Origin of the sequence: Parabacteroides sp. CAG:2 (genome assembly GCF_000436315.1) — a bacterium.
Lineage (GTDB): Bacteria > Bacteroidota > Bacteroidia > Bacteroidales > Tannerellaceae > Parabacteroides > Parabacteroides distasonis.
The window spans coordinates 17,528-31,242 of the sequence record NZ_FR885250.1; the positions used below are offsets into that span (position 1 = coordinate 17,528).

Below are 13,715 nucleotides of genomic sequence, written 5' to 3' on the forward strand. Positions count from 1 at the left end.
GATATGGATATACACTTGAATTGCCCGATTCCTTTTACCGACTCAGACCGTGTGCTACTGGCGCACGGAGGGGGAGGACGCATGACACACCAACTGATCAGCCAAGTATTTTATCCGGCTTTCCGGAACCCATTATTGGAGCAGGATCATGACGGATGCGTGTTTCTTATGGAAGAAGGGCGACTGGCCTACTCTACCGACTCCTTCGTGGTAGACCCGATCTTTTTCCCCGGAGGAGATATCGGTGATCTGGCGATCAACGGGACCGTTAACGATCTGGCTTGTTGCGGTGCCCGTCCTTTGTATCTGACCGCCGGGTTTATACTGGAAGAGGGCTTGCCTCTAGCAGATCTTCAGCGTATCGTACAATCCATGAAACGTGCGGCGGAGCGTGCCGGCGTACAGATCGTAGCCGGGGACACAAAAGTGGTGGAACGGGGCAAGTGCGATAAATTGTTTATCAACACCAGTGGGATCGGGATCGTCCCTCCGGGCATACGAATCGCCCCAGACCAAGCCACTCCCGGCGATGTCGTCATTTGTAGCGGCCCGATTGGTCTACATGGTATCACGATCCTTTCCGCACGGGAAAGCTTGGGATTCGAGACGGATCTAAAAAGTGATACCGCTTCGCTAAACATTATGATTTCTGAGCTGTTACATACTATAGGAGAGGTACATGTCTTACGTGATCCCACCCGAGGTGGCGTAAGCGGAACCCTCAACGAGATCGCCCAAGACGCTGGTGTGGATATCCTGCTGGACGAAGACGCCCTGCCTATTCCTGAAGCGGTACGTGCCGCATCCGAGATGCTAGGATTAGACCCGCTCTATATAGCGAACGAAGGATTAGTTCTTGTGATCCTGCCGGAAAGCCGTGCGGAACAAGCGTTACCCCTTATGAGAGGTTTCGAGGAGGGCAGGCAAGCGACCGTTATCGGTCGTATCACCAAGCAAAGCGGAGAGCAAGCCCGGGTCAAGATGAAGACATTATACGGTAACTACCGGATCATCGATATGCTAAGCGGGGAACAACTCCCCCGTATTTGTTAGAATACTTAATTGCTGAGATATGGAAAATAAAAGACCGTCCGTTTACGAAGAGTGCCGTCAGAAAGGCATCTCCCGCCGGGACTTCCTGAAGTTCTGTACCACCATGGCCGCCCTTATGGGATTGGAGGCTTCGGGAGTGGCACAGGTAGTAAATGCCTTGGAGACGAAACCCCGCCTTCCGATCATCTGGCTACACCTACAGGAATGTACCTGTTGTACCGAATCGTTTATCCGTGCCGCCCACCCGATCGTGGCGACCTTGTTGTTAGACAAGATTTCCCTAGACTATACCGAGACGCTGATGGCCGCCGCCGGCGAACAGGCCGAGGCCGCTAAGGAAGAGACCATGAAAAAGTATTACGGCAATTATCTACTGATGATCGAGGGGTCGCTACCTACCAAGGACGAGGCTTATTGTTGCGTAGGCGGCAAGAGTGCCTTGCAGATCACCGAAGAGGCCGCCGCAGGAGCTAAAGCGATCATCGCTTGGGGCAACTGCGCTTCCGCCGGTTGCGTGCAAGCGGCGAACCCGAATCCTACCGGCGCTAAAGGTATTCATAAAGTCATCAAAGGTAAACCTATTATTAATGTACAAGGCTGTCCTCCGATCGCCGACGTGATGGCGGGTGTCATTATTTATATGTTGACTTTCGAACGCATGCCGCAATTGGACGGATTGGGCCGTCCGAAGATGTTCTACTCCCGCCGAGTACATGATACGTGCTACCGCCGTGCGAATTTCGACGCCGGCTTGTTCGTGGAGAGCTTCGACGATGAGAACGCCAAGCATGGCTACTGCTTGTATAAAGTGGGATGCAAAGGTCCGAGCACCTATAACTCGTGCGGTATCATCAAATGGAACGAGGGCACCAGTTACCCGATCCAGAGCGGTCACCCCTGTTTGGGTTGCAGCGAGGAGAATTTCTGGGACAACAGCCCGTTCTATAAACGTATGCCCGATATACACGGATTCGGTATCGAGGCCACGGCGGATCAGATCGGTCTGGCTCTAGGAGCCGCTACCGCCGCCGGTATCGCCGTACATGCCGTAGCAACTAACATACGGAAAAAAGAGCTTATCGACAATGATGAGCCGGAAAGTAAATCTACGATCTAATAAAACACTACTATCATGTCAGAAAGAATTGTCATAGACCCCATTACCCGTATAGAAGGCCACCTGCGGGTAGAGGCTGAAATAGAAGGTGGCACGATCAAGAACGCTTATAGCTCGGGTACTATGGTGCGGGGCATCGAGAATATCGTAAAAGACCGGGATCCCCGGGATGTATGGGCTTTCGTAGGCCGTGTTTGCGGCGTATGTACTTCCATCCACTCGCTTGCCTCGGTACGGGCGGTCGAGAACGCACGGGGTATCGTGATCCCTCCCAACGCCAGTATGGTTCGTAATATCATGCAAGCCGTATTGTACATGCATGACCATACGGTGCATTTCTATCAATTGCATGCATTGGATTGGGTAGATGTGGTATCCGCCTTAAAAGCCGATCCAAAAGCCGCCGCTTTACTTGCCCAGCAACTTTCTCCATGGGCAAAGAATACCGAGGGGTATTTCACCGCCACTCAAGAACGACTAAAGAAGTTCGTTGCCAGCGGGCAGCTTGGTATATTCGCCAATGGGTATTGGGGACATCCGGACTATAAACTTACGCCGGAACAGAACCTTATCGCTACCGTCCATTATCTGGACGCATTGGAATGGCAGAAAGAGGTCGTCAAGGTACACGCTGTGTTCGGGGGCAAGAATCCGCATCCAAACTATATCGTAGGCGGTATGCCTTGCAGCATCGACTTAAATGAGGCCAATGCGATCAACGCAGATCGACTCGCTCTGGTAAAGCAGAAACTAGAGGAGGCGAAAACTTTCATTAATCAAGTGTATATCCCAGATTTATTGATGATCGCCAACGTCTATAAAGACAAATGGAGTAAGATTGGCGGAGGCGTACGAAACTATTTGTCTTACGGAGACTACCCGGTGTTCGATCTCGGGGAAGTGGAAAGTTATAAGATCCCCAGAGGAATCGTCTTGGATCGTGACCTTAGCAAGGTACATCCCGTAGACGCTAACTCCCCGGAAGAAATCAAGGAGTACATTTATCATTCATGGTATAAATACACGCAAGGAGACAAAGCCGGTTTGCATCCCTACGAGGGAGAGACCCATCTGGAATATACTGGCCCTCGTCCCCCCTATAAGTTATTGGACGTAGAGGATAAATATAGTTGGATCAAGACGCCACGGTGGAAACAGGAACCAATGGAAGTGGGTCCGTTAGCCCGTTTGATCGTAGCTTACGCCGCAGGGAAGGAACCTCAAAAGAGTATCGTAGACGAGACTTTACGTCAGCTTGACTTACCGGTAGATGCTTTATTCTCTACCCTAGGACGTACCGCCGCTCGTGGATTGGAATGTAGAATGGCAGCAGACTGGGCCCTTGAGTTTTTCAACCAATTGATCAAGAACCTCGAGAACGGGGATTCCCGGATGGCAAACAGTGCCGAATGGGAACGGGAGAACTGGCCCGATCATGAGCAAGGCGTAGGATTGGCCGAAGCTCCCCGTGGAGCATTAGCCCATTTTATCGTGATCGACAAGAACCGGGTAAAGAACTACCAGATGGTAGTGCCTACTACTTGGAACGCCTCACCGAGGGATGAGAACGGCGTATTGTCCGCCTACGAATCCGCTTTGATCGGTACGCCGATATACGATCCGAAGCAACCCCTAGAGATTCTTCGGACGATCCACTCTTTCGATCCTTGTCTGGCTTGTGCCGTGCATCTGTATGACGAGGAAGGAAAATATGTGCACCAAGTTGATACATTCTAAAAAACAATAGAGCCATGAAGAGTCGTAAGAAACGTTTAAGAGAAGTGTATGTATGGGAATTACCCGTACGTATCTATCATTGGGTGAATGCGCTCTGTATCGTCATACTCTGCGTGACAGGCTTTATCATCGCCGATCCTCCCGCAATCATGTCCGCTTCGGAGGCTTATTTCAGCTATTGGTTCGGCGTGGTTCGGTTTATCCATTTCGTAACAGCGTTCGTATTCTTCTTCAATTTCGTATTCCGGCTTTATTGGGGATTCGTCGGGAATCGTTATGCCAGATGGAATAACTTCATCCCTTTAAAGAAATCCCAATGGAAAGAGGTATTGGAGGTGATCAAGGTAGATATCTTGATGATTAAGAACAAACCGGTAGACAGTATCGGGCATAACGCCTTGGCTAGCTTGATTTATTTCGGAACTTTCTGGGCATTTTTGTTACAAAGTATCACAGGATTCGGCCTGTACGCGAAGATGAGCCAGTCCTTCTTCCCGCAACTGTTCGCATGGACAGTTCCCTTGATGGGCGGGGATTTGATGGCTCGCCAGATCCATCATTTCCTGATGTGGTTCTTCATCCTTTTCGCTATCGTTCATATTTATCTGGTATTTTATCATGACTATATCGAGCAACGTGGCGAGACTTCGTCCATCATCGGTGGCTGGAAGTTTATCGAGGAAGACATAGCGGACAAGGAAGAGGTAACCGAGACTGCCGAGACTATCACTAAGATCGCTAAAAAAGGATGAAAGCGGAGAAGGAAACATTAGTATTAGGAGTAGGCAATTTATTGCTGAAAGACGAAGGGGTAGGCATACACGTTATCAAGGCTTTAGAAAACGAGAAGCTCCCGGCTCACGTCCATTTGATGGACGGGGGCACGGGAGGGCTTCATTTATTAAGTTGGCTGCAAGGATATGACCGTATCATCATGATCGATGCCACGCTGGATAATAACCCTCCGGGCACCGTCCGTCTGATCCAACCTCGTTACGCTACCGACTTTCCCCCGCTTATGAGCGCCCACGAGATCGGTCTAAAAGATATGATCGACGCCATGATCCTGACCGACGATCTCCCGGAAACCCATCTCATTGTCATCTCCGCCCTCAATATCAACGAGGTCGGAATGGATCTGACACCCGAGGTAAAAGCGGCGGTTCCGAAAGTGATCCGGATGATACAAGAGATTATTTCAATACATAATAGAGCATACCGGCAATAGCGGCCCCAGCTATCGGCCCTAAAACAGGTACCCAAGCATACTCCCAATGGCTGCTGCCTTTTCCCTTGATCGGCAAAATAAAGTGTATGAACCGGGGAGCTAAATCACGGGCAGGGTTAATCGCGTAACCGGTAGTTCCACCTAAGGAAAGGCCGATTACCCAGACCGTAAACGCTACCGGAATGGCACCTACCGAACCTAAACCTATCGGCAAGGTACTATTGCTTTCGTAGGTTAGTTCTCCGTCCGTTATAAAAAATACGACAAACATCAAGGCGAACGTACCGATCATCTCACCTAAGAAATTAATTGGATAATCTTTGATAGCAGGACTCGTACAGAATACGCCTAATTCCGCATCCGGATCATCCGTAGCGTTGAAGTGATCCTTATAAACCAGCCAGACCAATAAAGCGCCCAAAGCGGCACCTATCATTTGCCCGGCTATATAAGTACATACATCACACCAAGGGAAAGTCCCTCCGATCGCCAAGCCGATCGATACCGCCGGATTCAAATGTGCGCCACTATAAGGGCCGGCTACCACAACACCGATAAATACGCCTAAAGCCCAAGCGGTCGTTATCGCTATCCAGCCCGCTCCATTGCCTTTTGTTTTCGACAAACAGACATTCGCTACAACTCCTCCTCCCATCAGGATCAAGAGCATAGTCCCTAATAATTCCGCTAAAAATGGAGACATAAGATAATAATTTAAGAATTTGTTAACTTGTTAATCTGCCTATAAGATGATTTTCATTATTCAGCCCAATTCTGAGAACGCCCCACCGCCTTATGCCATTCGTTCAATAATTTACGGGCGGTATCCTCTTTCATTTGTGGGTTAAAGACCTTATCCAAGCACCATTGTTCTTTCAGTTCATCGATATCCTTCCAATAGCCGATCGCCAAGCCCGCCAAATAAGCGGCTCCCAAAGCAGTCGTCTCCAATACATTCGGACGTACGACCGGACAGCGGCAGATATCGGACTGGAATTGCATCAAGAAGTTATTAGCGATAGCACCGCCATCTACCCGAATCTCTTTCGGCTTGGCGTGAATATCGTTTTCCATGGCCATCAATACATCATATACTTGATAGCAGATGCCCTCCAAAGCCGCACGGGTCAAGTGGGCCGCCGTAGTTCCGCGGGTAATCCCGATAATAGCGCCACGTGCGTATTGATCCCAATACGGCGCACCCAAGCCTGTTAACGCCGGCACAAAATAAACGCCCCCATTATCACTGACGGATTTCGCCATTTGCTCCGTAATCGAGGCATTCGGAATCAGGCCGATCCCATCCCTCAACCATTGAACGACGGCACCTCCCACAAAGACACTACCTTCCAGCGCATAGGTCGTCTGATCCCCTAATTTCCATGCGATCGTTGTCAATAGGTTATTCTGGGAAAGAACGGGTTCCTTACCGGTATTCAGGATCATAAAGCAGCCGGTTCCGTAGGTTGTCTTGATCATACCATCCTCTACGCAGAGCTGGCCGAACAGAGCCGCCTGTTGGTCGCCGGCCATACCGGATACCGGAATGCCTTTCTTAAAAATAGGAGTTGATGTCTCGCAGTAAACCTCGCTACAGGCTTTCACTTGCGGTAACATCGAGGCAGGTATCGTAAACAAGTCCAATAACTCTTGGTCCCATTGCAAAGTACGGATATTGAAAAGCATGGTACGGGAAGCGTTCGTCACATCCGTAATGAATTGAGCGCCCCGGGTAAGTTTCCAAACCAGCCAAGTATCTACCGTTCCGAAGCATAGTTCTCCCCGCTCCGCACGCTCCCGGATACCCTTTACGTTATCCAATATCCATTTTATCTTCGTGGCGGAGAAATAAGCGTCGATCACCAACCCGGTCTTCTGCAGGATACGTTCCGCCCAGCCTTGGGATTTAAGTTCCTCGCAATAATCCGCCGTACGGCGATCCTGCCATACGATCGCATTGTATACGGGAAAGCCAGTCTCCCGGTCCCAGATGATGGTAGTCTCCCGTTGGTTAGCGATTCCGATACAGGCGATATGGCTATCCGTGACATCCGCTTTTGCCATCGCCTCCTTGATGACAGACGATTGGGTGTACCAAATCTCATTCGGGTCGTGCTCTACCCAGCCCGGTTTCGGGAAATACTGTTGGAATGGCTTCTGAGCCAACGTAATAATAGTTCCTTGATGATTAAACAGGATAGCCCGGGAGCTAGTGGTTCCCTGATCAATCGCCAACACATATTTATTTCGAAAATTCATATCCTTCTATATTAGTATCGTTTATCAATTTGTCAATTCAGTATATAATTCGAGGCAACCTCATTAAACGCCTTTACCTGAGCAGAGGTCCAAGTCTCGTCCTTCCCCCATTCCGTAGCCAGAATCCCCGCTACTTTAGGAGCCATCGCCATCGCCGCCCGTGCGTCTAAGAATAAGATACGCAAACGGCGGGCCAATACATCCTCCAAAGTACGAGGCATCTCATTACGGACCAGCCAAGTTACCTCTCCTACCGTATAGGCATAGTCCGGATGCAACTTCTCCGCCATGGCGGGGGAAGAGGCCACTAAGTTACGGATTTCGTCGGCATCCGTACCATATACGTATAAAGGATCGGAGAAATCCGGATTCTTCCGGCTACCATGGATTTGGTAACGCTCGGTAATACAATCTTTTGTAGGAATATGCATGTAACGTATCGCTAGGTCTAGGGTATCTTGGGCCATTTTCCGGTAGGTTGTCCATTTGCCTCCGATAATGGTGATCAAGCCGGATTTCTCCCGGATCAATTTATGGCTACGTGATATCTCTTTTGTCTTTTTACCTTCGCTACGGGGAGCGGCGAGCGGACGAAGCCCCGCAAACACGGATAAGACATCGCTTCGCTTGGGTGGCCGGGTCAAATAATTAGCGGCCGTATCGAGTATAAATTGGATTTCTTTCTCTAAGGCTACCGGCTCCTTTTCCGGCGATTCCATCAAGGTATCCGTTGTCCCTACCACGACTTTATCATGCCAAGGTACGGCGAACAACACACGTCCATCCGATGTCTTAGGAATCATAATGGCGCAATCACTTTGCAAGAAAGAGGAATCCAATACCAAATGGACTCCTTGGCTGGGGCGAACGGTCGGGCGTTTACCCGGCTCGTCCATTTGCAAGATCTCATCGGCGAAGACACCGGTAGCATTGATCACGCAACGGGATCTTACTTGATAAACCGTACCGGTCTCCTCATCTCGAACCGTAACGCCGGATACTTTGCGGTCGCCATCCTTCAGAAGCCCTATGACTTTCGCATAGTTCAAGATACAAGCGCCAGCGTCGATAGAGCTGCGGACCATATTAATCGCAAGGCGGGAATCATCGAACTGGCCGTCGTGATAAAGCACCCCGGCGGTCATCCCTTTCGGACGAAGCATCGGAATGGTACGGAGCGCCCGTTTCGGACCGATACAAACCGAACGTCCCAGACCTAATTTTCCGGCCATCACATCATATAGGATCAGGCCTATCGTATAAAACGGGCCTTCCCACCAACGATAACAAGGGATTAAGAAGGTTTGATCTTTTACCAAATGGGGAGCGTTCTGGCGTAGCAGGCCTCGTTCGCGCAAAGCTTCCAGAACCAAGGAGACATCTCCTTGCGCCAAATAACGGACACCGCCATGGACCAACTTCGTACTACGGCTGGAAGTTCCTTTCGTAAAGTCCGATTGTTCGAATAAGGCGACTCTATATCCTCTTGTCGAAGCATCCAGAGCGATACCTATGCCGGTAGCTCCTCCTCCGATCACAAGAAAATCAAAGACTTCAGACGGGTCTTCCAACTGAGAAATCATTTTACTACGGTCCATATAGCTCCTCCTTTATTAAGATTAACAGTCACAAATCTAACCATTAATTCTTAGTATAACAAAGGATTTGGGAAAAAGGATCAGTAGCGCTTTCTGTTTTCCATAAAGATAACTGCAGTTTCTATTGGAAGAAACAAAAGTTTCCTGCTGAAGAAACTTTTGTTTTGCTATAGGGAAACAAAAGTTTTCCTTACGGGGAATTAAAAAAAACTGTAATAGTCTGATTATTATCACTCAAACATCTTATCGATACCTCCCGTATCCGGTGGGGTCGTGGGGCTATCTTCCTCCCCACCTTCGCTACATGGGTTCGCGTATTTCTCGGGGATCTCGAAAGTCTCGTCTTCCGAGTAGCCTAACGTTTTATCTTTATAAACCTTTTGCATATAAAGGGCGTAAATCGGTAACGCCATACTCGCTCCCTGCCCTTCCGCCAAGCGGTCGAAATGGATGGAACGGTCCTCGCCGCCTACCCAGCAGCCGGAAACCAAGCTAGGCGTAAATCCCATGAACCAACCGTCGGAGTTATTCTGGGTCGTTCCGGTCTTACCTCCCATCTCCGCCTTGATGCCGTAGCGGAAACGTACACGTCCTCCGGTACCACCGTCGATTACGCTTTTCAACATATGTAGCATCTTATAGGAAGCATCTTCCGTCAGCACCTCACTCATCTGTGGGGTAAAGTTCGCGATTGTATTTCCATATGAATCTTCTATACGGGTCACAAATAAAGGTTCTACCCGGATGCCCTTGTTGGCAAATACCGTATAGGCCCCGACCATCTCACCCACCGATACATCCGGAGTACCCAGACAGACCGAGATAACCGGATCGATATGATTCTTCAAGCCGAAAGAATGAAGCAAACGAACAAACGTATAAGGTGAGAGCTGGCTCATCAGATAAGCGGTTACCCAGTTATCCGAGTTCTGTAATCCCCACTTGATCGTAACCATCTCGCCGATTCGCTTCGCGCTGGCGTTACGGGGAACCCACAAACGACCGTTCTCGTCCATCAACTGCTGCTGCACATGTAGCATCTGGTCGCAAGGACTGATCCCCTCGATCATCGCCAACGAATAAAGGAACGGTTTCATGGTAGAACCGATCTGACGGCGACCGCCATTCACCATATCATATTGGAAGTCATTATAGTCAATACCACCTACATAAGCCTTGACCTGCCCGGTGCGAGGGTCCATCGACATAAACGCCGTACGCAAGAAACTCTTATGATAACGAATCGAATCCAAGGGAGACATGATCGTATCGATCGGACCATCCCAACTAAACACACGCATATCGACAGGCTTCTCAAACTCCTTGCGCATATCGGCCTCAGCCATTCCACTCTTCTTCATCGCCCGGTAACGATCTGTCTGGTGCATCGCACGCATCAACATCGTGTCTACTTGACCGACACTTACGTCTCTTGAGAACGGAGCATAGCTACGTCCCTTCTTTTCCCGGAAGAAAGCCGGTTGAAGATCTTTACTCATATGCTCGCGGACAGCATCTTCCGCATATTTCTGCATACGGGAATCGATGCTCGTATAGATTTTCAAGCCATCCGTATAAAGATTATAGTATTCTCCGTCGGCTTTTTTATTTTTGTTACACCATCCATATAATGGATTCGTTGCCCAAGATAATGAATCTTCACTGAATTTCTGAGATTGCCAAGAGGCGTAATCCTTACGCTCCGGTTTCTTCGCGGTCATTGTCAGACGAAGGTATTCACGGAAGTAAGGAGCCAAACCGTCTTTATGGTCCATACGGGTAAAATGTACGACCAAGGGTAAAGCCTTCAACGAATCACATTCCGCCTTGGTTATGTACCCGGCCTTTTCCATCTGCTCCAAAACCGTATTACGACGGCCGATGGTACGCTTGTTATGGCGAACCGGATTGAAATAAGAAGGGTTCTTGCACATGCCTACCAACGTGGCGGCTTCCTCGATCTTCAAGGTTTTAGGGGTCTTCCCGAAATACACACGAGACGCGGATTGGATTCCCACGGCATTGTACAAGAAGTCAAACTTATTCAGATACATATTTATAATCTCTTCCTTTGTGTAATAACGTTCCAATTGAACCGCAATCACCCATTCGATCGGTTTCTGGAAAAGACGTTCCATCATATTATCGGCACTCGGCGAGAATAATTGCTTCGCTAATTGCTGGGTAATGGTACTACCGCCACCACCGCTTTTTTGCATCAAGATACCCCGCTTCACGATGGCACGAAACAAACCCTGCGCATCGATACCGCTATGTTCGGCGAACCGGATATCCTCGGTAGCGATCAAGGCCTTCACCAAATCCGGCGAAAGATCCTCATAATTCACGTAAATACGATTGTCTTTGCTATGCGCATAGGCTCCCAACGCCTTTCCGTCCGAGGAGATAACTTGGGAAGCATATTTATCAATCGGGTTCTCCAATTGTTCCACCGGAGGCATATAACCAATTGAACCATTCGCTATCGCCATAAACACCATTACCACCGCCCCTAATATAGCGAGGTATACTATCCAACAAGAAATAAGGATACCTTTTGTAATCTTTGATGCCATCTTTTTATATTTCACGGTATGGATAAAAGACTCATCTTATCCACAACGACCTATTTAAGATCACAAAAATAGAGGAAAATACGATCTTATGCAAGTTGAGGCACATATTTCGCCAACAAATAACCACCAGCTAGTAACCAAACATATAAAATAGTGGCCAAAACAAAGGGCTTAGCGCCAGCTTTCTTAAATTTCTCGATACTAGTCTCCGTACCAAGAGCAGTCATGGCCATTGTCAGCATGAATGTATCTACCTGATTGATCCCATCTACAACCGCATGAGGAAGCAAGTCGAGCGAATTGAAACCAATCACGGCCAAGAAACCAAACGCAAACCAAGGAATAGTGATCTTACCACGAGAAGGGGCAACGCCTCCGCCATTCCTCCCCCCGTTAACAACGGACTTCACAGCGGTTCGAGCCAACATGAAACTCATGACTACTAGCACAGGAGCTAACATCATCACACGAATCATTTTCACGATAATAGCCGCATCCGAAATTTCCTTTCCCATAGCGTTACCGGCTCCTACCACATGAGCTACCTCATGCAAGGTCGCACCCGTATAAAGTCCCATTTGCTCCGGGTCTAAATCAAGAATACCCGCACGGTACATCACCGGATAAATAAACATAGAAAGCGTACCGAAAATCACGACTGTCGATACGGCAACCGCCGTCTTATGAGCCTCGCACTTCACGACCGGTTCAGCGCCCAATACCGCGGCAGCCCCGCAAATAGCGCTACCCGTGGCGGTCAGTAAAGCAAGGTCTTTATCCATTTTCATCAATCGCCCCACCCAAACACCGATCAAGATGGTAAGCACCACGATCACCATATCGATCAGGATTGCCGGAAGGCCGATCGCAATCACGCTCTGGAAGGTCAGCTTAAACCCATATAGTACGATACCCGCACGAAGCACTTGCTTAGTACAAAACAGGATACCCGGAACCCACGTCTCCGGCAAATGGTTTCTCAGGCTGTTGGCGTACAACATACCTAAAATAATGCCGACAATCAGCGGACTGAATGACAATTGTTTAATAAACTGGAACTCCGCGATATAGAATGCGGAACAAGAGAAAAGAGCTATCAGCAAGACACCATGTAATACGTTACCTCGTTTTTCACTAAACATAATTATTGATTTATTTAGTACAACATATCATTATTTGATTTCGTTCGCGAAAGTACATATTTTCATCCGATCCCTTACTTCACAAGTTTTTATAGCGAATAACCTAAAGTTATTGCCAATGTTGACTGGCAAAACGCATGAAACTTTCTTCCATACCGCTGTTCTGTCCCTGCGGCTCCACAAAGGAGAAAGTCCGTTCGGCCTTAAAACCCTCAATATCGATCACTTTCAAACGTCCTGCCATCAGCTCACGTGTCACCGCCCGAATAGAAAGAATTCCCAAAGCATCGGAATTTTCCAAGAATAATTTGATACTCTCCGTACTACCTAGCTGCAATAATACGTTCAATTGCGACAGTTTGATCTGGTGTTTTGCTAAAGCCCCCTCCAAGACCTCAAGCGTACCGGAGCCGTTTTCACGAAGTACTACGGGCAAAGCACAAAGTTGTTCCAACGTCAGTTCGTCATAAGCAGCCAACTTAGACCCTACATGAGTGACAACCACTAACTCATCCCTCATAAAAGGTATATAATGCATCGTATTTTGACGGGTAGTCCCTTCCACCAATCCTAACGTTATTTTTCCATCTCGCAAAGCCAACTCTATATCCCGGCTATTCCCATTCAATACAGATACATGTATATCCGGAAACATCTTAATGAATAAAGCAAGCACGGGCGGAAGAACATATTGGGATATTGTCGTACTGGCACCTAAATGTAAATCCCCCAGAAAATTATTTGTCAACAGATTCATCTCGAAATCCAATTGACGATACGAAGCCAATAAGGAATGGGTATGCGAAAACAACAACTCGCCCGCACGAGTTAAACGGATCTGGCTACCTGTTCGTTCAAAGAGAGGCGTCTTATATTGAACCTCCAACTCATGGATATGCTTACTAATAGCGGGTTGACTAATGAACAACTCCCGGGACGCTTTCGTGAAACTTAGGTTACAAGCTACGCTATGAAATACTTTTAATCGAAAATCCATGATATTCT

11 protein-coding genes are annotated in these 13,715 nt (G+C 48.4%); 5 read left to right on the forward strand and 6 right to left on the reverse strand.

The genetic code is table 11. The annotated features are described in order from the left end of the window. Window positions 1–3 precede the first annotated feature (3 nt). Genes hypE through QVP94_RS00180 form a run of 5 tightly spaced genes read left to right on the forward strand, consistent with a single transcriptional unit; the run spans window position 4 to window position 5,135 of the window. Window positions 4–1,053 carry a hydrogenase expression/formation protein HypE gene (gene hypE / locus QVP94_RS00160; protein WP_005855019.1) on the forward strand — a complete coding sequence of 350 codons (1,050 nt, stop codon included), beginning with the start codon at window positions 4–6 and terminating at the stop codon, window positions 1,051–1,053. Window positions 1,054–1,072: 19 nt separating this feature from the next. Beyond that, the gene (locus tag QVP94_RS00165) at window positions 1,073–2,170 is read left to right on the forward strand and encodes a hydrogenase small subunit (RefSeq protein ID WP_005855017.1); all 1,098 of its coding nucleotides are present in this window, start codon (window positions 1,073–1,075) and stop codon (window positions 2,168–2,170) included. Window positions 2,171–2,185: 15 nt separating this feature from the next. Further along, the gene (locus QVP94_RS00170) at window positions 2,186–3,907 is read left to right on the forward strand and encodes a nickel-dependent hydrogenase large subunit (RefSeq protein WP_005855015.1); all 1,722 of its coding nucleotides are present in this window, start codon (window positions 2,186–2,188) and stop codon (window positions 3,905–3,907) included. A 14-nt stretch (window positions 3,908–3,921) separates the two neighbouring features. Beyond that, window positions 3,922–4,659 carry a Ni/Fe-hydrogenase, b-type cytochrome subunit gene (gene cybH, locus QVP94_RS00175; protein WP_008773316.1) on the forward strand — a complete coding sequence of 246 codons (738 nt, stop codon included), beginning with the start codon at window positions 3,922–3,924 and terminating at the stop codon, window positions 4,657–4,659. Continuing rightward, window positions 4,656–5,135: a HyaD/HybD family hydrogenase maturation endopeptidase gene (locus QVP94_RS00180; protein ID WP_005855012.1), complete on the forward strand. Its 480-nt coding sequence runs from the start codon at window positions 4,656–4,658 to the stop codon at window positions 5,133–5,135. Before cybH ends, QVP94_RS00180 begins: the two co-directional genes overlap by 4 nt. On the opposite strand, the gene QVP94_RS00185 is transcribed toward QVP94_RS00180, so the two are convergent. The 6 genes from QVP94_RS00185 to QVP94_RS00210 form a co-directional block, all read right to left on the reverse strand. Further along, complete coding sequence (locus QVP94_RS00185) at window positions 5,101–5,838, reverse strand: MIP/aquaporin family protein (protein WP_005855011.1); 738 nt, start codon at window positions 5,836–5,838, stop codon at window positions 5,101–5,103. The two genes, QVP94_RS00180 and QVP94_RS00185, sit on opposite strands and share 35 nt — an antisense overlap. 56 nt (window positions 5,839–5,894) lie before the next feature. Continuing rightward, window positions 5,895–7,394, reverse strand: coding sequence for a glycerol kinase GlpK (gene glpK / locus QVP94_RS00190; protein ID WP_005855008.1), 1,500 nt, complete (start codon window positions 7,392–7,394; stop codon window positions 5,895–5,897). A 32-nt stretch (window positions 7,395–7,426) separates the two neighbouring features. After that, on the reverse strand, window positions 7,427–8,992 hold the full coding sequence (locus QVP94_RS00195; RefSeq protein WP_005855006.1) for a glycerol-3-phosphate dehydrogenase/oxidase: 1,566 nt from the start codon (window positions 8,990–8,992) through the stop codon (window positions 7,427–7,429). A gap of 230 nt (window positions 8,993–9,222) precedes the next feature. Then, on the reverse strand, window positions 9,223–11,568 hold the full coding sequence (locus QVP94_RS00200) for a transglycosylase domain-containing protein (protein WP_005855004.1): 2,346 nt from the start codon (window positions 11,566–11,568) through the stop codon (window positions 9,223–9,225). An 86-nt stretch (window positions 11,569–11,654) separates the two neighbouring features. Beyond that, window positions 11,655–12,710, reverse strand: a complete 1,056-nt coding sequence (locus QVP94_RS00205; protein ID WP_022191709.1) for a YeiH family protein — start codon at window positions 12,708–12,710, stop codon at window positions 11,655–11,657. Window positions 12,711–12,819: 109 nt separating this feature from the next. Continuing rightward, window positions 12,820–13,707, reverse strand: a complete 888-nt coding sequence (locus tag QVP94_RS00210; RefSeq protein ID WP_022191710.1) for a LysR family transcriptional regulator — start codon at window positions 13,705–13,707, stop codon at window positions 12,820–12,822. Window positions 13,708–13,715 lie beyond the last annotated feature (8 nt).